This window comes from Streptomyces sp. HUAS MG56 (assembly GCF_058673395.1).
Genome location: NZ_CM178722.1, coordinates 9,196,623 through 9,220,243, shown reverse-complemented (window position 1 = coordinate 9,220,243; position 23,621 = coordinate 9,196,623). Strand labels below are relative to the sequence as shown.

Annotated in this window: 21 protein-coding genes and 2 pseudogenes; 13 read left to right on the top strand and 10 right to left on the bottom strand. The window is 73.5% G+C overall.

All coding sequences use genetic code 11. The features are described 5' to 3' along the window. Nucleotides 1-32 precede the first annotated feature (32 nt). The 5 genes from AC4OXY_RS42535 (at nt 33) to AC4OXY_RS42515 (ending at nt 6,674) form a co-directional block, all read left to right on the top strand. Nucleotides 33-932, top strand: a complete 900-nt coding sequence (locus AC4OXY_RS42535; RefSeq protein WP_491992386.1) for an N-acetylglucosamine kinase — start codon at nt 33-35, stop codon at nt 930-932. Nucleotides 933-1,161: 229 nt separating this feature from the next. Further along, the gene (locus tag AC4OXY_RS42530) at nt 1,162-3,069 is read left to right on the top strand and encodes a phosphatase PAP2 family protein (protein ID WP_491992385.1); all 1,908 of its coding nucleotides are present in this window, start codon (nt 1,162-1,164) and stop codon (nt 3,067-3,069) included. Between the two features lie 92 nt (nt 3,070-3,161). Next, nucleotides 3,162-4,868: an ArnT family glycosyltransferase gene (locus AC4OXY_RS42525; protein ID WP_491992384.1), complete on the top strand. Its 1,707-nt coding sequence runs from the start codon at nt 3,162-3,164 to the stop codon at nt 4,866-4,868. Between the two features lie 78 nt (nt 4,869-4,946). Further along, nucleotides 4,947-5,864, top strand: a complete 918-nt coding sequence (locus tag AC4OXY_RS42520; RefSeq protein WP_362819550.1) for a MurR/RpiR family transcriptional regulator — start codon at nt 4,947-4,949, stop codon at nt 5,862-5,864. Between the two features lie 429 nt (nt 5,865-6,293). Continuing rightward, nucleotides 6,294-6,674, top strand: a complete 381-nt coding sequence (locus tag AC4OXY_RS42515; protein WP_079173186.1) for a hypothetical protein — start codon at nt 6,294-6,296, stop codon at nt 6,672-6,674. A 30-nt stretch (nt 6,675-6,704) separates the two neighbouring features. On the opposite strand, the gene AC4OXY_RS42510 is transcribed toward AC4OXY_RS42515, so the two are convergent. Next, nucleotides 6,705-7,424 (bottom strand): peptidoglycan-binding domain-containing protein, encoded by a 720-nt coding sequence (locus tag AC4OXY_RS42510; RefSeq protein ID WP_491992383.1) that lies wholly within the window; start codon nt 7,422-7,424, stop codon nt 6,705-6,707. Between the two features lie 229 nt (nt 7,425-7,653). Between AC4OXY_RS42510 and AC4OXY_RS42505 the strand changes: the two genes are divergently transcribed. Further along, nucleotides 7,654-7,788 (top strand): hypothetical protein, encoded by a 135-nt coding sequence (locus AC4OXY_RS42505; RefSeq protein WP_491992382.1) that lies wholly within the window; start codon nt 7,654-7,656, stop codon nt 7,786-7,788. On the opposite strand, the gene AC4OXY_RS42500 is transcribed toward AC4OXY_RS42505, so the two are convergent. The 3 genes and pseudogenes from AC4OXY_RS42500 to AC4OXY_RS42490 form a co-directional block, all read right to left on the bottom strand. After that, nucleotides 7,775-8,626 carry an ATP-grasp domain-containing protein gene (locus tag AC4OXY_RS42500; protein WP_491992381.1) on the bottom strand — a complete coding sequence of 284 codons (852 nt, stop codon included), beginning with the start codon at nt 8,624-8,626 and terminating at the stop codon, nt 7,775-7,777. The genes AC4OXY_RS42505 and AC4OXY_RS42500 overlap by 14 nt on opposite strands. Nucleotides 8,627-8,813: 187 nt before the next feature. Then, nucleotides 8,814-9,040 (bottom strand): annotated as a pseudogene (locus tag AC4OXY_RS42495) (hydroxyacid dehydrogenase); the annotation flags it as partial. A gap of 191 nt (nt 9,041-9,231) precedes the next feature. Further along, nucleotides 9,232-10,341, bottom strand: a complete 1,110-nt coding sequence (locus tag AC4OXY_RS42490; protein ID WP_491992380.1) for a substrate-binding domain-containing protein — start codon at nt 10,339-10,341, stop codon at nt 9,232-9,234. Between the two features lie 234 nt (nt 10,342-10,575). Here AC4OXY_RS42490 and AC4OXY_RS42485 point away from each other — a divergent pair, with 234 nt between their 5' ends. The 4 genes from AC4OXY_RS42485 (at nt 10,576) to AC4OXY_RS42470 (ending at nt 15,313) form a co-directional block, all read left to right on the top strand. Beyond that, a complete protein-coding gene (locus tag AC4OXY_RS42485) occupies nt 10,576-11,316 on the top strand; it encodes a TetR family transcriptional regulator (RefSeq protein ID WP_356029552.1) in 741 nt (246 codons plus the stop codon). Nucleotides 11,317-11,477: 161 nt separating this feature from the next. After that, nucleotides 11,478-11,939 (top strand): Zn-ribbon domain-containing OB-fold protein, encoded by a 462-nt coding sequence (locus AC4OXY_RS42480; protein WP_362819503.1) that lies wholly within the window; start codon nt 11,478-11,480, stop codon nt 11,937-11,939. A 253-nt stretch (nt 11,940-12,192) separates the two neighbouring features. Further along, nucleotides 12,193-12,303 (top strand): FAD-dependent oxidoreductase, encoded by a 111-nt coding sequence (locus AC4OXY_RS42475; RefSeq protein WP_356029550.1) that lies wholly within the window; start codon nt 12,193-12,195, stop codon nt 12,301-12,303. Between the two features lie 208 nt (nt 12,304-12,511). Continuing rightward, nucleotides 12,512-15,313, top strand: coding sequence for an alpha/beta hydrolase (locus tag AC4OXY_RS42470; RefSeq protein ID WP_491992379.1), 2,802 nt, complete (start codon nt 12,512-12,514; stop codon nt 15,311-15,313). A gap of 30 nt (nt 15,314-15,343) precedes the next feature. Here the strand turns inward: AC4OXY_RS42470 and AC4OXY_RS42465 are convergent, their stop codons facing one another. Further along, nucleotides 15,344-15,730, bottom strand: coding sequence for a PPOX class F420-dependent oxidoreductase (locus AC4OXY_RS42465; RefSeq protein ID WP_356029547.1), 387 nt, complete (start codon nt 15,728-15,730; stop codon nt 15,344-15,346). A gap of 10 nt (nt 15,731-15,740) precedes the next feature. After that, a complete protein-coding gene (locus tag AC4OXY_RS42460) occupies nt 15,741-16,937 on the bottom strand; it encodes a MalY/PatB family protein (protein ID WP_491992378.1) in 1,197 nt (398 codons plus the stop codon). Between the two features lie 140 nt (nt 16,938-17,077). Between AC4OXY_RS42460 and AC4OXY_RS42455 the strand changes: the two are divergent. Continuing rightward, nucleotides 17,078-17,296 (top strand): annotated as a pseudogene (locus AC4OXY_RS42455) (SAM-dependent methyltransferase); the annotation flags it as partial. A 278-nt stretch (nt 17,297-17,574) separates the two neighbouring features. Beyond that, complete coding sequence (locus tag AC4OXY_RS42450) at nt 17,575-18,957, top strand: S1 family peptidase (RefSeq protein ID WP_491992377.1); 1,383 nt, start codon at nt 17,575-17,577, stop codon at nt 18,955-18,957. A gap of 84 nt (nt 18,958-19,041) precedes the next feature. On the opposite strand, the gene AC4OXY_RS42445 is transcribed toward AC4OXY_RS42450, so the two are convergent. Together AC4OXY_RS42445 and AC4OXY_RS42440 are read right to left on the bottom strand one after the other, a co-directional pair. Beyond that, a complete protein-coding gene (locus AC4OXY_RS42445) occupies nt 19,042-19,236 on the bottom strand; it encodes a hypothetical protein (protein ID WP_071371440.1) in 195 nt (64 codons plus the stop codon). Between the two features lie 100 nt (nt 19,237-19,336). Beyond that, nucleotides 19,337-20,485: an ROK family protein gene (locus tag AC4OXY_RS42440; RefSeq protein ID WP_376292281.1), complete on the bottom strand. Its 1,149-nt coding sequence runs from the start codon at nt 20,483-20,485 to the stop codon at nt 19,337-19,339. A gap of 165 nt (nt 20,486-20,650) precedes the next feature. Here AC4OXY_RS42440 and AC4OXY_RS42435 point away from each other — a divergent pair, with 165 nt between their 5' ends. Continuing rightward, entirely contained in the window at nt 20,651-21,853 is a 1,203-nt protein-coding gene (locus AC4OXY_RS42435; RefSeq protein ID WP_362819497.1) for a Gfo/Idh/MocA family protein, read from the top strand. A 41-nt stretch (nt 21,854-21,894) separates the two neighbouring features. Here AC4OXY_RS42435 and AC4OXY_RS42430 read toward each other — a convergent pair whose 3' ends face one another. Both AC4OXY_RS42430 and AC4OXY_RS42425 read right to left on the bottom strand, forming a co-directional pair. Beyond that, nucleotides 21,895-22,593 (bottom strand): L,D-transpeptidase family protein, encoded by a 699-nt coding sequence (locus tag AC4OXY_RS42430; RefSeq protein WP_362819496.1) that lies wholly within the window; start codon nt 22,591-22,593, stop codon nt 21,895-21,897. A gap of 161 nt (nt 22,594-22,754) precedes the next feature. Continuing rightward, entirely contained in the window at nt 22,755-23,546 is a 792-nt protein-coding gene (locus AC4OXY_RS42425; RefSeq protein WP_491992376.1) for an SDR family NAD(P)-dependent oxidoreductase, read from the bottom strand. Nucleotides 23,547-23,621 lie beyond the last annotated feature (75 nt).

Below are 23,621 nucleotides of genomic sequence, written 5' to 3'. Positions count from 1 at the left end.
CAGCGCACACGACGCACGACGAAAGAGGTCCCGTGCAGGACTCCACGCCCGTCCTGGTCGGCATCGACGTGGGCGGCACCAAGACCCGGCTGCGTGCCGTGGCCGGGGACACCCCGCTCGCCGACCACGTCCGTACGAGCGGCGGCTGGCGGCCGCACGACCCGGTCGCCGCCGCCGGCTGGCTGGCCCGGCTGATCGCCGAGGCCCTGCCGGCCGGCCCGCGTCCGGCGGCGCTGGCGGTGGGCGGCCACGCCTGCGAGTCCGCGCGCCAGTGCGAGCAGCTCCGCACCGCCCTGCACCTCCACTTCGACGTGCCCACGCTGGTCGTGGGCGACGCCGAACTCCTCGTCCCCGCCGCCGGGTTGGACAAGGGCGCCGGCCTCGTCGCCGGCACCGGCTCGGTGGCGGTGGGCCGGCGCGCCGACGGCACGGCCGTGCAGGTGGGCGGCTGGGGCGCGGTGCTCGGCGACGAGGGCGGCGCGGCCGGGCTGGTCCGCGAGGCGCTGCGCGCCTGCTGGGCCGCCCACGACCGCGGCGAGGCACCCGACGCGCTGGCGGCGGCCCTCCTCGACGCGTTCGGCGTGCCCGAAGTGCCCGCGCTGGGCGCGGCGTTGGAGAGCGCCCCCGAGCCGTCCGCCGCCTGGGGCCGGCACTCCCCGGCCGTCTTCGCCGCCGCCGAGGCGGGCTCGGCGCTCGCCCATGACGTCATCACCGCCGGCGGCCGCTCGCTCGCCGCGCTGGTCGAACTCCTCGACCGGCGGGGCGCGGCGACCGACGACGTGGTGGTCGCGGGCGGCACGATCCTCGCCCAGCCCGCGCTGTACGACGCCTTCGCCGCGGCCCTCGCCGCGTCCCTGCCGTCGGCCCGGCCGCGCCCGCTGCGGGTGCCGCCGGTGGCGGGGGCGGTGACGCTCGCGCGCGGGCTGCTGTGAGCACGGCGCCGGAACCGGGGTGTGCCGGGAGCCGGTTGTCGGTTTCTGTGTGCCGAACGCCCCGCGTTCACCTGCCGACCGGACGCACATCACCCGGACCTTCCCGACGGGTCACACCCCACCCCTAGATATTCACTCGTTCAACTTCTTCCTCCTTCTTCTCCACGGTTTCGCACACGTCGGCACATCGCGCCCCGCGTTCCGTGGACCGCTTCCGAGAGGCACAGGCATGCCGTCACCTGCCGGGCACCCCTCCGCCGCGCTGAACCGGCGCGGGTTCCTCACCACCACGCTGGCCGCGTCGGCGGGCGTGCTCGCCGCCCCGGCCGTCGCCGTCTGGCTGCCCGCGGCCGACGCCAAGGCCGCCACCGCGCCGGCCGCGTTCGTGGACGACTACCGGACCAACGTCGCCGCCAACCTGACGCCCGAGACCAACGCCGTGGTCCGGGTCCTCGGCGGCTTCTCCCAGGTGTGGAAGACCGGCGCCGCCTGGAACACCGGCACCCCGCTGCGCCCCGAGATCCTCCGCGCCGACCTGCGCTACTGCGCCCGCACCACGGCCGAGCGCACCGACGCCCAGGCGAAGGAAGCGTTCGTCTACGACCGCCAGCACCAGAGTTACGCGATGATCGCGGGCCTCGGCCCGCTGGCCGGCCTGTACAAGACGGGCGCCAAGGCGGTCACTTCGATCACCGGCGCCCCCGACGGCACTCCGGCGACCACCGTCAGCGACGCCGTGCCCGCCGACGCCCCGGCCGGCTCGGCGCTCGGCGCGGGCGCCCACGACTCGGCGCTCGGCAAGGTCGCCGAACTGGTCGACACGGTGCGCGGCCCGTACGCCTCCGGCAACCCCGCCAAGTACGCCTACCAGTACCCGCGTCCGTGGCGGCTGAACGAGGACAGCGAGGTCGTCGACACCGGCAGGACGGACGCGTTCGGTTTCCCGGTGTACGACTCCCCGGTGTCCGTCGCCCCGCAGCTGCTGCGCCAGCGCGGCACCTCCGCCACCGACGACGGCGGCTTCCCGAGCGGCCACACCAACGCCTTCCACCTGGCCGCGCTGGCCTACGCGTACGCCGTGCCGGAGCGCTTCCAGGAGCTGGTGACGCGGGCCGTCGAACTGAGCCACACCCGGATCGTGGCGGGCATGCACCACCCCGTCGACGTCATCGGCGGCCGGATCATGGCCACCGCGCTCGCCGCGGCCACCCTCGCCGACCCGGCGAACGCCCAGCTGAAGGCCGCCGCCCGCGCCCAGGCCCTCGCCTGGTTCACCGAGCGGACCGGCACCACCGCCGACACCCTCTTCTCCTACGCGCACACGGGCACCGATCCGTACGCCGACCCGGCCGCCAACGCCCTCGCGGTCCGGCCCCGGCTGACGTACGTCCTCACCCGGCAGGGCCCCGACGTGCCGCTCACCGTGCCGAAGGGCGCCGAAGTGCTGCTGGAGACCCGGCTGCCGTATCTCAGCGCGGACCAGCGCCGCGCGGTGCTGCGCAGCACCGCGCTGCCCTCCGGCTACGTGCTGCTCGACGGCTTCGAGCAGTGGGGCCGGCTGGACCTGTTCGCCGCGGCGGACGGTTACGGCGCCTTCGACACGGACGTCACCGTCACGCTGGACGCGGCGGCGGGCGGCTTCTCGGCGGCCGACGCCTGGCGCAACGACATCGACGGCCGCGGCGGCCTGACCAAGCGCGGCACCGGCACGCTCACGCTGACCGGCCGCAACCGCTACACCGGCGGGACCGTACTGGCCCAGGGCGCGCTGGTCGCGGGCGGCGAGGACGCCCTCGGCCAGGGGGACGTGCGGATCACGGACGGCACCCTGCGGGTGGCCGGGCGGCTGCGGGTGCGCGGCGCCTACGCCCAGGACGCGGGCACGCTGGAGATCACCCTGCGCGCGGGCCGCAAGGCGCCGCTGACGGTCCGTCACCTGGCGGTGCTGGGCGGTGGGGCTGCGCTGTCGCTGCGCCTCGACACCGAGCGGCCGCCGGCCGCGGGCAGCACACTGCCGGTCCTCGACGTGCCGCGGCTGCGCGGCCGGTTCGCGCGGATCGAGGTGAACTCCGACCGGCTGCGGGCCGTACCCGTGTACACGGCAGAAGGTCTGTCGGTACGACTCGTGCAGCGGTGACGCCCCCGGTGGCGGGAGCGGTGCGACAGTAGGGCCATGATCCGGCCCACGCACGCTCCCGCCGCCGTACGGCCGGTGCCACCGCGGGGCGGATGATGGCGCGCGAACAGCACCTGGTCCTCGGCCCGGCGGCTCCCGCCGCGGCCCCGGCCCGCCCGTACGCCGGGCTGCACCGGCACCGGCGGTGGCTGGTGCCGCTCGTGGCGCTGCTGCTGCTCGCCCAGATGGCCGCGGTGATGGTGACGACGGCCGTGCAGCAGAGCCCGACCATCGACGAGCCGGTGTACGTCGCGACGGCCACCGACTATCTGCACGAGCACCGGATCCGCTACAACCCCGAGCATCCGCCGCTCGGCAAGCTGCTGATCGAGGCCGGGGTGGCGGTGGCGGACCCGCGCTACGACGCGTCGTACCCCGGCACGCAGGGGGACGTGGGCCGGCATCTGCTGTACGAGTCGGGCAACGACCCCGGGCGGCTGATGCTGTGGGCACGCCTGCCGGTGATCGTGCTGACGCTGCTGTTCGGGCTGGTCGCCTTCGCATTCGCCCGCGACCTGACGGGCACGGCGGGCGCGGTGGTGGCGCTCGCCCTGTACGCCTTCACGCCCGACCTGGTCGCCCACGGCTCCCTGGCCACGCTGGACATGCCGGTGACCGGCTTCGTCCTGACCGCGGTATGGCTGCTCTGGCGGGCGCGCCGGCGGCCCAGGATGTACGTGCCCCTGGCGGGCGTGGCGCTGGGGGCGGCCGTGGCGACCAAGATGAGCGCACTGCCGGCGGTGCCGGTGCTGACGGGGCTCGCGGCGGTGTCCGTGGGCGTCGCGTGCGCGGGGGCCGGCCGGCGGCGCCGGGTGCTGACCGCGCTCGCCGCCGCGGGCGGCATGGCGCTGGTGGCGGTGGCCGTGGTCTGGGTCGCGTATCTGGTGGTCGATCCCCGGCTGCGGTTCTCCCCCGCCGAACCGGTCCCGGCGCTGCACGGACCGCGCGGGACGCTGGTCGACCTGCTGCCACTGCCGTCCGCGTACCGGGCCGGGATGCGGGTGCAGTTCGGGCTGGAGGACTACCCGTGGCAGGGCTATCTGTTCGGGCACGTGTACACCGGCCGGCGCTGGTACTACCTGCCCGTCGCCCTGCTGGTGAAGACACCGCTCGGCCTGTTGGCGCTGGGCGCGGCCGGTGCCGTGGCGGTGGTCGCGCTGCGTCGGCTGCGGGCCGCGGCGCCGTACCTGCTGCTGCCGCCCGCCGTGCTGCTGGCGGCGGCGATGACGGGATCGCGGGACTTCGGTACGCGGTACGCGCTGTGCGTGCCGGTGTTCCTCGCGGTGACGGCGGCCTGCTGCGTGCCGGCGGGTATGCCGGGCCGGGTGCCGTGGCCGCGAAGGCGGTGGGCGGCCGCCGTGACAGCCGTGCTCGCGCTGTGGACGGCGGTGAGTTCGCTGCGGACCTTCCCGTACTACCTGCCGTACGCCAACGAGGCGTTCGGCGGACCCGCGCAGACCCACCGGCTGCTGCACGACTCCAACGTGGACTGGGGACAGGACCTGGGCCGGCTCGCCGACCGGCTGCGCCGGGACGATCCGGGCGAGCGGGTGTGGCTGGTGTACAAGGGCAGTGGGGTGCCGTCGTACTACGGCATCCGCGCCGCCGATCCGCGCGGCGTGCCGCCGGACCGGGTGCACGGGCTGCTCGTGGTGTCGGATTCGGCGGTCGCCAAGGCACGCGGCCGGCTGGCCGAACTGATCGCTTCCAGTCATCCGGTCGGCGATGTGGGCTATTCGATCAGCCTCTATCGTCGGTGAGCACGTACGCTCAACCCGCTGGTCAAGACGGCAGGTGAGCTATGTTGAGTGGTCGTGGCAGACAAAGGAGGCGAGCGGGTGCCCTCGCCGCAGCAGGCACGTGCACAGGCATCAGCGATCACCTCGGGCAAGACCGTGCCCGAGGCCGAGCCCGCTCCGACCTCCCGGCTCCGGGAACTCTTCGACGGCCCCCGTCTGTCGCCGGGGCAGCGGCGCATCGCCCAGTATCTGATCGAGCACATCACCGAGGCCGCGTTCCTGTCGATCACCGAGCTGGCCGACCGGGTCGGGGTCAGCCAGCCCTCCGTCACCCGGTTCGCCGCCGCCGTCGGCTTCAGCGGCTATCCCGCGCTGCGCGAGAGGCTCCAGTCGATCGCGCTGAGCACGCTGGCGGGCGGCCCGGGCGAGGAGGACCGGGCCAACGAACTCCAGGCGGCCGTCGACGCCGAGATCGAGAACCTGGAGAACCTGCGGCGCGACTTCGCCGACCCCGACCGGATCATCCGGGTCGGCCGCGCGCTGTCCCGCTCCACCCCGCTGACCGTGCTGGGCCTGCGCATCTCCGTGTCCCTCGCCGAGTACTTCGGCTACGCGGCCCGCCGGATCCATCCCGACGTACGGCTCGTCACGCGCGGGGGCAGCGTGGCCTACGACGCCCTGCTCCAGTCCCGCGAGGCCGGCGGCACCTGGGTGCTCGCCTTCGCCATGCCCCGGCACTCCCACGAGACCCTCCAGGCCGTCCGGGTGGCCCGGGACGCCGGGCTCAAGGTCGCGCTCGTGACCGACCTGGCACTCGGGCCGCTGGCCGAGGCGGCCGAGATCACCTTCGCCACCGGCACCGGTTCGCGCATGGTGTTCGACTCCTACGCCGCGCCCGGCGTGCTGGCCGCCGCGCTGCTCCAGGCCATGACCGACGCCGATCCGGAGCGCACCCAGGCCCGGCTGGAGAAGTACGAGCAGCTCTCCGAGCAGCACCAGTTCTTCATGAAGGACTGACGTCCGCGCGTGGGATCCGTGAAGATCCTGCACCCCCCGATACCCCCGGACAGGGATCATCCACCACAAAGCACGCATGAATGTTTTCATACGTCTTGCAAACCGGACGGCATATATAAATACTGCTCACGGATCGCGCCCGGCCCACTCCGGGCACGTTCCGCGCACGCGGACCCACCGCTCGCGCCACCGCCCCGAGAAAGCCGACGGACCAGCCATGCGCACGCAACATCACCCGCAGCGCCGGTTCCCGATGGCCGGGGCCCCCGTACGGACACCCCCGGCCGCCGGCTCCTACCCACGTCGGCATGTGTGGTGTTCCGGGGCGCGCCGTCTGCGTGACGCGCCCGTGGCGGCCCCGGCCATCCCCTAGACCGGGGCCGCCCCGCATTCGTCGGACCACCCTCACGACGCCGCACACCGGAAGCGATGATCATGCCCCTGACCAGCACGCGCATCAGTCCCGACTGGCCCTGTCAGGTCAAGACGCCGGGCTCGTACGACTGGGAGCGCTCGGCGGCCAAATGGCTGCGGGAGCTGATCCCCGCGCGCTACGCCAGCTATCCGGCGCTCATCCGCCACCCCGTACTGCTGGCCCGGCACGCCCAGCTCCAGGTCCAGCAGGAGGTCCGGGTGGCCCGGACCGCCCTGCAGACCGCGCGCGCCGAGCTGCCGATGCTGGGGCTGCCCGAGTCGGTCATCGAGCACACGATCAAGCTGTACGCCGCCGAGGTCCTGCAGCTCCAGCACATCGCCCGCAGCGTACGAGCGGTCAGCGAGGCCCTGTCGGGGCGCGGCCCGGGACGCTGATCCCCGCGCCGCCCGTCACTCCGGCCGGTCTCACGAACCCTCGCCGGGGGTCGTCCGTGACTCCAGGGCCCGGCGTGTGTCGTCGCCGTAGACGCCTCGCTCGTCGCCGCTGATGCCGTACCAGACTTGGAACCGGGCCACGGCCGCCGTGAGGGCGGCGTCGAAGGTGCCGTCGGTGGATCCGTCGCGGTAGACGTCCGGGATGCGCAGCAGGCGTTGCTGGAGTTCGGTGACGTCAGGCCCGGTGTCGCCCTGGCGGAGGGTGCCGGGGCCGTCGGGGTCGGTGGCCGCCGTGGGGGCTCCGGGAGTGGTGGGGGCTGGCGCGGCGGCGGGCGGTGCGGTGGTCGCAGGCCGCGCGGTCGCGGCGCTCGCGGTGGACTCCTGGCCGGAGGGCAGCAGCATCGCGCAGCCGAAGCCGACGAGGGCGGCAGCGGCAACGGCCCCCGCGACGCTGGCCCGGCGCAGCCGGGGCGTCGCGGCGGGGGCGCCGGGGGCGGGGGCGCCGGGGGCGCGGGCCCTGACTGCCGGTACCGGCGGCAGCTCCTGGGTGTCCTCCTCCGCGACGGGCACCGCTCGCCCGGCGGTCGGGCGCGGCCCGGCGGCCGTGCCGACGGGCTCGTACGTCACCGGGTCCGGGCGGATCTCCCGCATCAGCTCCGCGAGGGCGTCGAACCGGCGGGGCCGCAGCACCCGGACGGGTTCCAGGACCGGCCCGGACTGCGGGCGTTCGGGATCGGGCGGTGTCGGCACCTGACTCTCCTTCCGTCCCCGCCCCGTCGCGGACGGGCGGGACTCATGAGGTCCTCGTGCTCAGATACGGCGTGTACGGCGGCCCCGTTCACGCCCGGTCCCCGTTCGCGCTCCGGTCGACGCGCCGATCCGGAGCACCCCACGCCACACCGCCCATCAACCGATCGAATCGCTCAACTCGGTAAGAACTGTTGAGCGTTCGAGAAAGCGCGTGCTGGAAAGCGCTGTCATGACGACTCCTTGGTCACGCCGTGGTCGGTCACGCTCGGCGGCCGCGGCCGCCGGCACCGCGCTGACGCTGGTCTTCGGCGACCTCACGGGCACGACGGGGGCCACCCAGCGGGTCACCGTCAGGCTGCGGTGAGAGCGCCTTGCGCGAACCGGCCCAGGGAGGCCGTGAACGCGCCGACGAAGGCGTCCCGGGCCTCCTCCGGCAGGGCGTCCAGCGACAGATAGGGGTTCAGGTCCTCCAGCTCGACCAGCAGCAGTCCGCCGTCGCGGGTACGGCAGGCGTCCACGCGCTGGATGCCGTGGCCGAGGTCGTTCCAGTCGATGAAACGCCGGGCGAACTCCAGGTCGGCGGCGGTCGCGGCGTAGGGCTCCAGCGCCCAGCGGCGCTCCGGGTCGGGGGCGTACAGGGCGTACTGGAAGTCGTCGTCGACGAAATAGAAGGACACCTCGTGGAGGAAGTCGACGCAGGGCTGGATCAGCACCTCCCCGCCGGCCGCAGCGGCGGCCGCGGCGACCTGGCCCGCGGGCACGACCCGCAGGCCGACCGAGTCCGCGCCGAGCTTCGGCTTGACCACGTACCGCTCGGCGGACGGCAGCCGGTGCAGGTCCTCGGCGCCGCCGACCGTCGGTATCACCGGGAATCCGGCGGCGCTCAGATCGAGCAGATACTGCTTTCCGGCCATGTCGGCCTTGCCGGTGAGCGGGTTGTACACCCGGGTGCCCGTTTCGATCGCCTGCGCGCGGAAGGCGTCGTAGGTGCTCTGGTAGCCGAGGACGGGCCCGCTGTTGCGGACGACGACGGCGTCGTAGCCGTCCATCAGCGCGGCCGCGTCCAGCGGGTGGCACAGGGCGAGGTCGAAGCGGGCGCGCAGCCGGGAGGTGAGGAAGATGTCCTCGTCGCAGTAGCGGCGCCCGCGGGCCCGGTACGCCAGGTCCGTGACGTAGAGCAGGCGGGGGCGGGCGGCGGGCATGCGGGATCTCCTCGGACGGGCCGGTGCGGGAACGGCCGGTGTCCCGCGGCCGTAGGCGATGCCTGGCGGCGCGGGCCGGTCCCGGCACGGTGGAGAAAGGTTACGTCGCAGAGTGGGGACGACCGTCGGCGGGGGCGGGTCGGTGTGCGGCGGTCGGGCCGGGTTCGGGGCCGGTGCGGGCCGGGGTTCAGGCCGAGCGGGTGAGTTCCTCGGGGCCGACGGGGTGGGCGAAGGGCAGACCGCAGGCGTAGCGGGCGAGTTCGTCGACGGCCCACTCGGTCATGCGGCCCGGTTCGGTGCCGAGGGAGCCGGCGATGTGCGGGGTGAGCAGGACGTTCGGCAGGGTGCAGAGGGGGGAGTCGACGGGGGTACGTCGGGTTCGGTGACGTAGAGGACGGCGTGGAGGCGGCCGGTGAACCGTGCGGAACGATCGTGGCGTACGCGTCATGCACGGCTCCTACGAGACCTCGTACGGCAGAGGCCGTCGCAGGACATCTCTTACGCACAGGCGATCAACGTCAACAGCGTTCGCGCAAGATAATCAAAACGATCGACTATTGATCGAGTCTCGATCACTTCGGTGAACCGGAGTGGTGCGGTGGCGGTCAGGAGCCGTCGGCGGGCGCCCGGCCTCCGCAGGAGGAGCGGATGCGCAACTCCGGGAGCAGGTCGAGGTGTTGGCGGGGTCCGGGGTGCTGCTGCCCGCCCCGCTCGGCGAGGCGGCGCAGCAGGAGTTTCGCGGCGAGTTCGCCGACCGCGCGGGTGGGCGGGGCGATGGCGGTCAGGGGCACGTCGGCGAGCGCGGCGACCTCGTCCTCGTAGGCGATGAGGGCGAGGTCGTCGGGCACCCGCACACCGTGCGCCTGGAGCCGGGGGACGAGCACGATGGCGTCCTCGTCGCTGTGCACCAGGGCCGCGGTGACGCCGCGTTCGCGCACCGCCCGGACGAGGTAGTCGACGGAGGCGTCGTAGTCGCCGTGTTCGCGCACGCTCGGGGCGCCCTGGTCGACGTCGATCCCGCGCGCGCGTACGGCCGCGTCGAAGCCGGTGCCGATCTGGACGGCGTGCGGGCCCTCCTGGAGCACGGCGGTGATCCGGCGGTGGCCGAGCGCGGCCAGGTGGCCGACGGCGACGGCGGCGCCGTGGGCGCGGTCGGTGCGGACCCGGTCGAGGTCGGCGGCCGGGTTGCCGGGCGGGGCGGAGCGCTCCACCAGGACCGTGGGCACCCCGCTCTCCATCAGCCACTTCTCCTGCCCGTCCTGGGGAACGCCGGCGAACCAGCTGGGCGCCACCAGCAGTCCGCGCGCACCGCCCGCGATCAGGTGTTCCGCCTGCACGCTGTCCTCGGTGTCGACGTAGCCGGAGACACCGAGGACGAGCCGCCCGCCCCGGGCCGCGACGGCCTCCCGGGCACCACGCACGATGGCGGCGAAGAGGTTGACCGTGGTGGGCACGATCATGCCGATGACGGCGCCTTCGAGGGAGTCCGGCCGCGGTGCGGCGGCGGCGGCCGGCGCGGGGGACTGTTCGCCGGGCCAGACGACCGCGCCGTGCAGCCGCCGCACCCGCCCCTGTGCCGCGAGGGTCTCCACGTCGCGGCGCAGGGTGACGGCGGAGACGCCGAGTTCGGCGGCCAGTTCGGCGACGCGGAGGCTGCCCCGCTCCCGGACGATTTCGAGCACCCGCTCATGGCGCTGGTCGACGTGCAGTCGCATGGGGTTCCCCCTGGAACGGTGGTCACGCGGGTTCGGTGATCGCGAATCGCATACTCTACGCCCACAATCGTATCGATCGATTCCAATCAATTCGATCGATCCGATGTTCGGAAAACGCCCGCACGGCGCAGCCATCGCCCTCCCGTCCCCCTCATACAGCACTCAGTTCCCCCTCGGACCTGCTCTTCCTGCACTGAGTGTCATGACATCCTCGCGGGTGCTACGTTCCCGTTCATGAGCTCCAGCAGCGCGGCACCGGCCGCGAAGCCGCCGATGCGGGAGGCCCTGGTCGCGGCCGCGTTCCGGCTCTTCGTGGAACGCGGGTACGAGCAGACGACCGTCGACGACATCGTGGCCCTGGCCGGGGTCGGCCGGCGTTCGTTCTTCCGCTACTTCCCCTCCAAGGAGGACGTGGTCTTCCCCGACCACGAGCGCTGCCTGGCCGACATGACCGCGTTCCTCGCGGCGGGCGGCGCGGAGCACGAACCGGTGCGGCGGGTGTGCGACGCGGCCCGGCTGGTGCTGCGGATGTACGCCGAGAACCCGGCGTTCTCGGTGCAGCGCTACCGCCTCACCAAACAGGTGCCGGGCCTGCGCGCCTACGAGCTGTCCGTGGTGTGGCGCTACGAGCGCGCGCTCGCCGAGTATCTGCGCGGACGGTTCACCGGACTGCCCGACGGCACGCTGCGGGCGGATGTGATCGCGGCCGCCGTCGTCGCGGCACACAACAACGGGCTGCGCTCCTGGCTGCGGTCGGACGGCGAGGGCGACGCGGGCGCGGCGGTCGACCACGCGCTCGGCTATGTACAGAGGGCGTTCGGGCGGTCCGCCGCCGCGGCGCCCCCGCGCGTCAACCCGGTGCCGGTCGGCGCGCCTGCGGAGGATCCGGACGACGTCGTGGTGCTGGCCTGCCGCCGGGACACCCCGCTGTGGCGCGTGGTGCAGGAGCTGGAGACGGCGCTCGACCGGACCTGATCGCGAACGCCATCTGCCAGATGGGGGTACGCAGTGCCTTTACGAGTGACACTGAGTGCCATACGCTGTCGGCGTGCGCGGCAGCACGGCTCCCGCCCACACGTGTGCCCGGTGCGCGCCGGACACGCAGGATTCCGGCCGAGCGCAGGGAGTTGACCAGCGTGTACCACCACTCAGCAAATGCCTCGTTTCCGGCGGCCGGCGCCGCGACGGGCGTGCTCGATCCCGTCCCCGTAGCCGTCTCCGTCCCCGCGGCCGTCTCCGGCTCCGTGGACGCCAAAGACATCAAGGACGCGATCCTCTTCCAGCGCTGCACCTGGTGTGCCACCGCGATGTACCACCGGCTGCTCTGTCCGGTGTGCCAGGGCAGCGAGCTGCGTACGGAGCGCAGTGAGGGAGTCGGGACGGTCCGGCACTCCACGGTGCTGCACCGCAACACACCCGCCGCGCGCAACGTGTCGCTCATCGAGATGGCCGAGGGCTTCGTGGTCCGGGGCCGCGTCATGGGACCGCCGGTCGGCATCCACAGCGGCGACCGGGTCCGGCTGTCCACGGCCAAGGACCCGGTGCGGGGCGAGCCGGTGTTCCAGCTGATGGACGAGCCGTACCGGGCCTGGACCTGACGCACCTCACCGGTGCCACACATCCCCGGCACCAACTCCCGTACGCCACCGGCTGTCCGGTCTCGAACGCGCGGCCGGCGGCGAGCCCGACGCCGAGCGCGAGAGCGCCGTCGCGCGCGGTGGCCGTCGGCACGGCACCGCCCCTGGCACGCGCGCAGCCACCGGTGGCCGGGTCCAGTGGTCCAGTCGGGGGGCGGGACAGAGACGAACAAGGGACGGCCGCGAGTAAGTCGCCCGGGTGAGAGGCGACTTGATGTCGGTCGTCGTCGTGGGCGCCGGGATGCTCGGGGTGTCGGTCGCATATCACCTGGCGGGCCGGGGTGTGCCGGTCGCCCTGCTGGAGCGGGCGGCGCGGCCGGTCTGAGCTGGCCGGTCCTGGCGGACCGGCGGGCGGCTGGAGGCGGAGCCGGCCGGACAACCGCGTGGATCCAGACCATCATTGTCTTGATCGCATCATCCGAACGATCACTCTTCTTTCACAGGCAACCCACAGTCTCCGCCTTCCGTCCTCCGGAATCGAGGGGCTCCCGGGACGGCCTGGGCGCCCGGGATTCGGGGGTCGAGGAGGAACAGTGGTCCGTGCCCGGCACATATGGGTGACCGCCGCCGCGTTGGCCGCGGTGGCGGGGGCATCCCCAGGGGCGGCAGTCGCCCAAGGCCAACCACCGTCACATGACGCGCAGTTGGCCGCGTCGGCCGACGGTTCGCTGCCGCCGGGCTGGCGGATATCCGGGCAGCGCTCGCAGCCGCAGCTGGAGTGGCGCTCGGACCGGCCGGTGCCGATGGGTGACGCCCGGATCGAATTCCGGGCGGGCGAGCGCCTGTTGGGAGTGCCGCGGGAAGGTGCGGACGGGCGCACCTTCCGGCTGCCCCTGGACGAGCGGCGCGCCGACGAGCTGCGCGAGCTGCAAGGGCTGCGCGGACCGCAGGGCACGCAAGGACTGCGGGGGCTGCATGTCTGGTCGGGCGGACGGCAGTTGGACGCGCCCGCGACCGGCGGGGCCGCCACCGCGGCGCAGCCGCCTGCCCCGCTGCCCGCGAACTCCGTCGACCCGGGCAAGCCCGGCACGTACCGCACGACGAGCGGCGAGTACAGCCTCGCGTCCGTGAAGCTGCCCGGCCTCCCGGTACCGGTCGAGATGCGCGGGGTGGTCGTCGCCCCGGTCGGCGCGCCCGGCAGGCGGCCGCTCGCGCTGTTCCTGCACGGCCGCCACTACACCTGCTACCAGGGCGAGCAGATCGGCGGCGACTGGCCCTGCAAGACCGGCTGGAAGCCGGTGCCGAGCCACCGCGGCTATCTGCGTGACCAGCAGCTGCTGGCCTCGCAGGGCTATGTGACCGTCTCGGTCTCCGCCAACGGCATCAACGGCCAGGACTTCGCGGCCGAGGACGGCGGCGCCCAGGCCCGCTCCTCGCTGGTGCGGCTGCATCTGGCCCGCTGGGCCGACTGGGCCGCGCACCCCGCCGCCGCGCCGGCGGTCGTCCGCCAGGCGCCGCGCGCCGATCTGTCCCGGGTGCTGCTCGTCGGTCACTCGCGGGGCGGTGAGGGGGTCAACCGGGCGGCCCTGGACAGCCTTTACCCGCCGCCCGCCGACCAGGACGGCTACCACGGCCCGGTCCGCTGGACCGTCCGCGGCATGGTCCTGATCGGTCCCACGGTCTTCGGCCAGAACCCGGTGCCCGACGTCCCGTCGATGACGATCCTGCCCGGCTGCGACGGCGACGTGTCCGACCTCCAGGGCGAGGTGTACGTCGACGGCACCCGCGCGGTCAGCAACGGCAGCGCCCTGCACAGCGCCGTGTACGTGATCGGCGCCGACCACAACTTCTTCAACTCCGAGTGGACGCCCGGCCGGTCCGCGGCGCCCTCCGAGGACGACTTCTACGACGACCCGGACCATCCGGACGCGGTGTGCGGCAAGCGCGCGGCGACCCGGCTCACCGCCGACCAGCAGCACCGGGCCGGCTCGACGTACATCGCGGCCGCCGCGCGGCTGTTCCTGACCGGCGACGACCGGGTACGGCCGCTGCTCGACGGCTCCGGCAGGCGGGCGCCGTCGGCGGACCCGGCGCGGGTCCTCAGCCACGCGGTGGGGGCGCGCCGGAGCGCCGGGTTCCTGCCGGACGGCGGGGTGGGCGTGACCGGCGCCCGGCTGTGCGACGCGGTGAACCCGAGTGCCGCCGAGGCCTGTCTCGGACAGGGCGCGAAGGGGGCCTCGCCGCACTTCGCCCAGTGGGAGACCGGCCGGGAGAGCGGCCGCCGGGCGATCGCGCTGCGCTGGACGCGCGCCGGCACGCCCGCGCGGGTGAGTGTGCCGCACCCGGTGTCGCTGGAGGGCGGGCAGGCGCTGGCGCTGCGGCTGTTCGTGCCGCCGAACTCCCGGGGCGCGCAGTGGGACGTGTCCCTCACCGACACCTCGGGACGGAAGGTGACGCTGGGCCGGGTGCGTGCCGACGGGCTGCCCGGCAGCGAGCGCACCGCGTCGTACTGGGCGCGTGAGTTCCGGCTGCCGCTGACGGCCGCAGCCCGTGCCGGGTTGCGGCTCGGCTCGGTCAAGTCGATGGAGCTGACGGCGCGTTCGGCGTCCGGGCAGGCCTGGCTGATGGACGCGTGGGGCTGGCGGCCGGGGACGCGGGCGGTCCGGGCGGCCGCGCTGCCCCGGGTGGACCTCGGCCGGATGACGGTGGCCGAGGGCGACTCGGGTGTGCGCACCTATCACGTGCCGGTGCGGGTGAGCGGCCACGGCAGCGGGCAGGTCCGGGTGTACGTCGTCGACCCGGCCACCGGGAAGGCGAAGGACCGGCTGGTGACGGTGCGGCCGGGCGGGCACGGCATCGACGTACCGGTCGAGGTGAAGGGCAACACGCGCTACGGCACGGACGTTTCGCACGATGTGCTGGTCAAGGCGGTCCACGGCGCGGTCGTCGGCTCCTACCGGGGCGGCATCACGGTCCACGACGACGACCCTGCGCCCACGATGAAGGTCACGCCGGTCGCGGACCGGGTCACGGAGGGGCGGTCCCTGACGTGGCGGCTGTCCCTGTCACAGGCCGTGGACGTGGACATGAACGCGATGTTCGCCGCGGTGCCGGCCACCGGGCCGGAGCTGTCCACGAAGGACGTCCCGGCGCGCTGGCTGGAGGAGACCGCGGGGGCCAAGCCCGACCCGGAGCGTCCGCTGTCGAAGGCCGGTGTCTCGCTGTGGGTGGACGTGCCGGCGGGGAAGACGAGCGTGGACATCACCGTGCCCACGGTCGGGGACACGGTGAGGGAGCCGACGGAGTCGGTGCGGTTCCAGCAGGTCGACGTGACGACCGGCAAGCCGGTGCCCGACGGGCTGGTGCTGTCCGGTTCGGTGCTCGACGCGTCGTAGCGATCCCGTTTCCGGGTGGCCCCGCCGGTGTCAGTCGGTGAGGGTCACCCGGATCCCGACGGTGCCGTCCAGGCCCCGCCGCAGCCGGCTGCCCAGCAGGGTGAGACGGCCGAGGATGCCGTACTTGCGGGCGATCAGGTCCCGGTAGCGGGCGGTGGTGGCGCCGTCGGCGAGCACGGCGGTGGCCGGGAAGAGGTCGCCGGTGGGGTTGCCGCGCACGTCGCAGGGGCCGACGAGGACGTCCGCGCGGCGCCGGATCCGCTTGACCTTGTAGCTGTCGGCGGCCGTCCACACCCCGAGGGTGTCGCCGTCCCGGACCACCCACACCGGGGTGGCGACCGGGGTGCCGTTCTTGCGGTAGCTGGTCACCAGCAGGTATTTGCCGGATCCGAGCCGGTCCAGTCGCGTGTCGTCCATGCCGGGCAGTCTAGGAGCCCGGCCGCGCGGCGGGCAGGGCGGCCGCCATGCGCCGTACCGCCTCGGTGAGGATCTCGGGCGAGGTCGCCAGGTTCAGCCGTACGTGCCCCGCGCCGCCGGTGCCGAAGGGCAGGCCCGAGCTGAGGGCGACGCGGCCGCGGTCCAGGAAGACACGCGCGGGGTCGTCGCCGAGGCCGAGGGCGCGGCAGTCGAGCCAGGCCAGGTAGGTGGCCTCGGCGGGGTGGAGGCGGATCGCGGGCAGGTGGTCGGCGAGCAGGTCGCAGAGCAGCCGCCGGTTGGTGTCGAGCCCGGTGAGCAGGGCGTCCAGCCAGCCTCTGCCGTCGCGCAGGGCGGCGGTGTGGGCGATGACGCCGAGGTGGCTGGGGCCGTGCCCGACCTCCTCGGGCAGGCGGGCGAGGTCGTCGGCGGCGCCGGGTCCGGCGAGGGCGAGCGCGGCCTTGAGGCCGGCCAGGTTCCAGCCCTTGGAGGCCGACATCAGGGACAGGCCGCGCTCGGCGCCGGGCACGCCGAGGTACGGCACGAAGGCGGCGGTGGGGGCGACGAGCGGGGCGTGGATCTCGTCCGCGACGACCCGGACGCCGTACCGCTCGGCGAGGGCGGCGACGGCGGCCAGTTCAGCGGCGGTGTGGACGGTGCCGGTGGGGTTGTGCGGGCTGCACAGCAGGAAGGCGGCCCGGCCGGTGCCCGCGGTCGCCTCCCGGAACCTCTCCTCCAGGGCGGCCGGGTCGAGGCGTTGTCCCGGCCCGAGCGGCGCTTCGACCACCTTGCGGTCCATGTGGCCGATGAACTGGAAGAACGGCGGATAGACCGGCGGGTTGACGATGACCGGATCGCCGGGCCCGGTGACCAGTTTGATCATCTCGACCACGCCGAGCATCACGTCGGGGACGATCGCGGTGCGCTCGATCGCGATCCCGTCCCAGCCCCAGCGGTCGGCGGCGAACGCGGCGAGCGCCTCGGCGTAGGCGGTCCCGGCCGGGTACCCGGTGTCGCCGAGGGTGAGCGCGTCGGTGACGGCGCGGACCACGGGTTCGGCGAGGGGGACGTCCATCTCGGCCACCCACAGCGGCAGCACGTCCTCGGGGTAGGTGCGCCATTTCATGCTCGTACGGCGGCGCAGCCGCGCCAGGTCGAGGGCGCGCAGGGGGTCCGGTTCGCCGTGGGTGTCGCGCGGTGTGCCGCTCATGGGGCTCACGATATGCGGCAGGGGCGGCGGCGGGAACGCTCCGAAGAGCCGGAATGCCGGAGTGCCGGAGTTCAGGGTGGTGATCAACTCAAGCGTCTGGATTGCGCCATGAACGAATGACCGCATCGCTCGCCCGGCTTTCCTACGAGGTCGACCGCACGGCCGGTGACCGGATACGCCAACTGCACCCGGGCATCGGGAAGTACGCGCGCGCCGACCGGCTCTTCCTCGGCCGTGCCGTGCGCCATCCGGCCGCCGAGGCGGGGATCCGGCAGTTCCTGGACATCGGCACCGGGCTGCCGACCGCCGACAACACGCACGAGGTCGCCCAGGGCATCGCGCCCGAGACGCGGATCGTCGAGGAGGTCCGCCATGTTCGGCGGGATGGCGCGGAAGAACCGAGCCGGGCGGGCGGGACCTACCGGCCTCAGCGAACATCGGGCCCCCGAACACCGGTCTCCCTGAACACCGGTCTCCCTGAACACCGGGCTCCCCGAACACCGCTTTCGCCGAAGACCGGTTGCGCTGAACGCTGGGGCGCCGGGCCGCGTATGGAGGTGCGGGCCCTCGACGAGCCGGGGGTCTCGCGCCGTCGGCACGGGCGGCGCGTGGTCGGGTTCGGCTTCGGGAGCCACGCATGCGGCACGCACGACGACGCATCGTCCGGCGGGTGACACGCCTGGCGGCGGTCGGCGGACTCCTCCTGGGGGGCGTGATGGTCACCCAGGCGGCCATGGCGAGCGAGACACCTCGCGCCGCCACGAGAACGCTGTCCGCCGCCGGCGGCGGAAGGGACACCGGCGCCGCGCTGGTGACGCGGCTCGGCACGGCCCGTACGGCGGGCAGTTGGATCGGCGCCGACGGGCGGCCGGTGGTGGCGGTGACCGACGACGCGGCGGCGCGGGCGGTGCGCGGTGCGGGGGCCGAGGCGAAGGTCGTCGCGCACAGCATGGACCAGCTCACGTCGGCCACGGCCACGCTGCGTTCGGCGCCTCGGGTGGCGGGCACCGCGTGGGCGGTGGACTACCGGACCAACGAGGTGCTGGTGAGCGCGGACAGCACGGTGTCCCGGGGCGACTGGTCCCGGATGAGTCAAATGGCCGCGGGAATCGGTGACTTCGTGCGGATGCGGCGGACGGGGGGCTCCTTCACCACGCGGCTCAACGGCGCCCAGCCGATCCTGTCGACCGGCGGCCGCTGCTCGGCGGGGTACAACGTGACGAACGGCCAGAGCGACTTCATCCTCACGGCCGGGCACTGCGGTCCGGCGGGGTCCACGTGGTTCGCCGACAACCAGGGCGACCGGCAGCTGGGGCAGACGGTGAGCAGCACCTTTCCCGGCAACGACTTCTCGCTCGTGAAGTACGCCTCCGGCAGGGCCGGTGACGGCGCCGACGTCGTCGCGATCGGCGGCGGCAACGGGGTGCGGATCACGGGGGCCGCCGATGCGACGGTGGGGCAGCGGGTGTTCCGCAGCGGCAGCACCAGCGGGCTGCACGACGGCACGGTGACCGCGCTGAACGCGACCGTCAACTACCCCGAGGGGACGGTCACCGGGCTCATCCAGACCACGGTGTGCGCCGAACCGGGCGACAGCGGCGGCCCGTTGTTCTCCGACGGCATCGCGCTCGGTGTCACCTCGGGCGGCAGCGGGGACTGCACGGCGGGCGGTACGACGTTCTTCCAGCCGATCACCAAGGCGTTGACGGCGCTGAACGTCAAGCTGATCGTGTCGGCCCAGAACGCCGGCGGTGCGCAGGGCGCCGCCCCCTCCCCCGCGCCGTCCGCCGCGGCCACGCAGGCCGCGATCGCCCCGAGCGGCGTGACGCCGGGCTCGGCGGCGCCGGTGGCGGGCGGCGGGAACGAGACACTGCTGGCGCGGCTGACGGACACCCGGAACGTCGGTCCCGGGCTGCTGGTCATCGCGGGCAGTCTGATCGCGCTCGTCGCGACCCGGTACATCCGGGCCGAGCAGGATCGCAAGGCCTATCAGCGGTACTACTCGGCGACCTGGGGCTGACGGGACACGAGAAGGGCACCCGTGCGGTCACGGGTGCCCAAGGGTTCAAGCGGTGCGGTGGCGGCGCGGTCGACGCGAGGCCGGTCAGGCCGCCCGCTTCGACCGCGGGGTCGCGGCGGCCCACTCCAGCACGAGGCGCTGGTACTCCGCGCGCTGCTCGGTGGTCAGTGTCCCGCCCGACCGGCGCCACAGGGCCCTGATCTCCTCGTTGACCTCCGCGGCCGATCGCGCAGAGCGCTCGGTGACGGCTTCAACAGTGGTGGACATGCTGTGAAGCATATGCCGCTCGACGTGAAGACGTCGTGAGTAAGTACCCTCGATACGGACATTTCGGACCGTGTTACTCATCACGTCGATCTGTCAATGCGCACACGGGAGTTCACACTCTCCCCTCACCCAGCACGAGGACCTGGATCGCCAGCACCGCCGCCCCGCGCGCCCAGTCGTGGAAGTCGGAGACCTTCGTCTCCAGATCCACCGGTTCGGCGAGCGGATGCCGGTGGGCGCGGACGGTCTCGCGGACCGTGGCCCCGGCCACGTCCATCAGTCCGACCCCCTCCCCGGCGAGCAGGATCTTCTGCGGCAGCGCGAAGTTGGCGATCTGCGCGACCAGGACGCCGAGCGCCCGCGCCGCCTCGCCGACGACCCGGGCGGCCATGGGCTCGCCCGCGGCGGCACCGGCGAGGATGTCCTCGTAACCGACGTCACGGCCGGTCGCGGCGCGGATCTGGTACTCGATGCTGGGGATCGTGAGCAAGGACACGGCGCTGCCGCGGGCGCCGTCCGGGGTGAGCGGGCCGTGCGGGTCGACGATCCAGTACCGGCCGGGGGCGCGGCCCTCCTCCGCGAACGGCACGCGCCTGCCGCCGAGCACCAGCCCGTAGCCGAGGCCGGCGCCGATGGTCAGGACGGCGAAGCGGTCCAGGCCCCGGCCCGCGCCGAACCAGGTCTCGGCCTCGGCCAGGGCGGCGACGTCGTTCTCGACGACGACCGGCAGCCCGCTGCGGTCCCGGACCAGCGCGGCGAGCGGCACGTCCCGCCAGCCGAGAAACGGCGAGTCCGCCACCACCGCGCGCTCGCGCACCAGACCGCCCACGCCGATGCCGATGCCGGCCGGGACCGGCCGCCCCTTCGCGAGGTCGGCGGCCAGCCGCGCGACCACGTCGGCGACGGCGTCCGGGCCGTGGCCGGTCAGCGGCCGGTCGAGACGGGCGACGACCTCGCTGCGCAGGGTGGTGACAACGCCGTAGACCCGGTCGGCGGTGATCTTGAAGCCGAGGAAGGAGCAGGAGTCGGCCACGACGCCGAGCGGCCGGGAGGGGCGCCCCTGGCGTGCCTCCGCGCCACCGTCCGGCTCGGCCGCCTCCACCAGCAGCCCCGACTCGATGAGGGGCTTGGTCAGGCGGGTGAGGCTGCCCTGGGAGAGCCCGAGACGCCGGGCCAGCTCGGTGCGGGACAGCGGCCCGTGCACGAGCGCCTCGATCGCCACGGAGCGCTCCGCGGGGCTCAGCGGAAGCCAGTCGGTCACAGCACCCCTGTTCTTTTGAGCATCTTCTTCTGGCGCATCTTCTTCTGGCGCAGATTTTCTTTTGGCTCAGAAGCAACCAGGTCACCCTACTGTGCACCGTGCGCGCTGCAGAAGCTTCCTCCCGCCCCTTGACGATGCAATTCTTCCGCACCAAAAGTAATCGTCATGACTTTCTCTCTCGGCATCGTCGGCGCCGGACAGTTCTCCGGTCAGTTCGCCACGCTGTTCCAGGCCCATCCCGGCGTCCGTGACGTGTACGTCACCGACCTGCTGCCCGAGCGGGCCGAGCGGCTCGTCGCCGCGCAGGGGCTCGCCGGCACCTTCCCGTCGTACGAGGCCATGCTGGAGTCGGCGGCGGTCGACGCGGTCGCGATCTTCACCCAGCGCTGGACGCACGGCCCGCTCGTGCTCCAGGGGCTGGGCGCCGGCAAGCACGTGTACTGCGCCGTGCCCATGGCGATCACCACGGAGGAGATCGGCGCGATCATCGACGCGGTCCGGGCGACCGGGCTGACGTACATGATGGGCGAGACCAGCCACTACCACCCCGCGACGGTGCACGCCCGCGACCAGCTCGACCAGGGCGCCTTCGGCCGGCTCTTCTACGCCGAGGGCGACTACGTCCACGACATGGACCTCGGCTTCTACGACGCCTACCGGTACAGCGGCGGCGAGAACTGGCGGGCGACGGCCAGCTATCCGCCGCTGCTGTACCCGACGCACGCGGTCGGCGGGGTGCTCGGGGCCTGGCGGACACATGCGGTGAGCGTGTCGGCGCTCGGGGTGCGCGACGATCGCGGGGACGGCGTTTTCGACCGTTCGGTCAGCCAGTTCGACAACGACGTGTCCAACGCGACCGCCCTGTTCGAAGTGGCGGGCGGCGGATCGTTCCGTACGAACGAGTTCCGGCGGGTCGGCTATCCCTCGCACATCCGCGAGTCCCGCTTCCGGTTCTTCGGCACCGAGGCCAGCATGGAACAGCTGGCGACGGTGGCGCTGTGGCAGGACAAGAAGGGGGTGCGGGACATCAGCGAGCTGCTGGAGCCCAAGCAGACCCTGGCCCCTGACGACCCCTCACTCGCGCACATCGCACCGGAGCTGCGGGCCGCCTTCACCTCCGGCTCGGCCCCGGTGCACGACCGGTCGAGGCTGCCCAGGGAGTTCGACCACCTCCACAACGGCCACGAGGGCAGCCATCACTTCCTCGTCGACGACTTCGTCACCGCCGTCACCACCCGCGGCCTGCCGACCGTGAACGCGTGGACGGCCGCCCGCTACACCCTGCCGGGCGTCATCGCGCACGAGTCCGCGCGGCAGGGCGGGGTACGGCTGCGGATCCCCGACTTCGGGGACGCGCCCGAGGCGTGACGGCCCGGGCGACGACGGCCCAGGTGCCGCTCGGATGCCGCTCAGGTACCCGGCTTGCGGCCGTAGACGAAGACGTCGTCGCCCGTCCTCAGCAGCGACCAGTACGTCTGGGCGTCCTTGGTCGTCATGTTGACGCAGCCGTGCGAACCCGGCGGGTTCCACATGCTCAGGCCCACCGAGTGGAAGGCCTGGCCGCCGTCGAAGAACTGGCTGTACGGCATGGGCACGTTGTAGACGGTCGAGACGTGGTGGAGGTCCCGCCAGTAGACCTTCTTCAGACCGGTGCGGGTGACGTAGCCCTTGCGGCCGGTGCGCACGGGCACCGGCCCGTAGACGACCTTCTTCCCGTCCTGGATCCAGCTGAGCTGGAGCGTGAGGTTCACGCAGGCGATCCGGCCCCTGTTCACGGGGCACGCGCCGTCCTTGTTCGGGTTCTTCCCCACGGCCCGCTGCTTGCTCACCAGATCCATCACGCCCCAGGTGACGGGCCCGGCGTAGCCGATGTCGGGCGTGATGCCGTGCGTGTCCTGGAAGGCCTTGATGGCCCGGCAGTCGGCGGCGGACTGCTTGCCGTCGACGGGCCGGCCGAGGAACTTCTCCGCCTGCTTCTGATACGGCCCCGCCTGCGTGGTGCAGCTCGTGGCCGCCTGGGCCGGCGCCGTGGTGAGGGCGAGCGTGAGCGGCGCCACCAGTCCCGTGACCCCGAGCGCGACAACGCCCCGTCTGCGTGTGTCCCCCATGTCCGTGTCCCCTTCTCCCCTTGTTCTCCCCTGCCGCCCGGGAGCCGCCCCGGGTGCTTACCACTCGCTTCCCGCGATGTCGGACTCCTAGACCTGCGCGGGGGCGGCGGGGTTGTGGTTCCGGCCGGACTGTGACGAAACGGTGAACTTCGTCGCGTTCGTCAGGACGGGCGCTTCACGGCCGCGAGGAAACCCGTGTTCACCGCCGTCAGGCCGCCGTCGACGACCAGCGTCGTCCCCGTGATCCAGGCCGCGTCGCGGGAGGCGAGGAAGGCGACCGCGGCGGCGACGTCCTCGGGCTCGCCGATGCGGCCGAGCGGGTAGAGGGGCCGGACGGCCTCCAGTTCGTCGTCGCGGCCGTCCCACGCCGAGGTGCGGACCGTGCCCGGCACCACGAGGTTCACCCGTACCCCCCGGGCCGCGGCGTGGCCGGCGAGGGTACGGGTCAGCGAGGCGAGGCCGGCCTTGGCGGCGCTGTAGGCGTGGTTGCCGAAGTCCTGGCCGCCGTTGACGGAGCCGATGCTGACGATCGCCCCGCGCCCGGAGGCGACGAGGTGCGGCAGCGCGGCCCGGCAGCACCGGCGCACGCCGGTCAGGGTGATGTCGAGGTCGCGTGCCCACGCGTCGTCGCTGTCGTCCTCGAACAGCGGGGCGTCCGGGGTGCAGTGGGCGGCGCAGTTGACGAGCACATCGAGCGAGCCGAACGCGGTGACGGCCCGCGCGACGGCGGCGTCCACCGCGGCGCGGTCGGCGACGTCGCACGCCAACGCCTCGGCGGCGAGCCCCTGTTGGCGCAGGGACTCGGCGGCCCGCTCGGCCTCGGGCAGATCCTGGTCGGTCAGCAGGACGCGGCCGCCCTCCTCGGCGAGGCGCCGGGCGACGGCCGCGCCGATGCCGCGGGCCGCGCCCGTGACGAGTACACCGTGTCCGGCGAATCGGGTGTGATCGGTCATGGGGCGACCGTACGGCGCCCGGGCCGCCGTTTCACCGGGTACGGCGGGAACGGCCGCTGCGGAGCGCCGGGATCA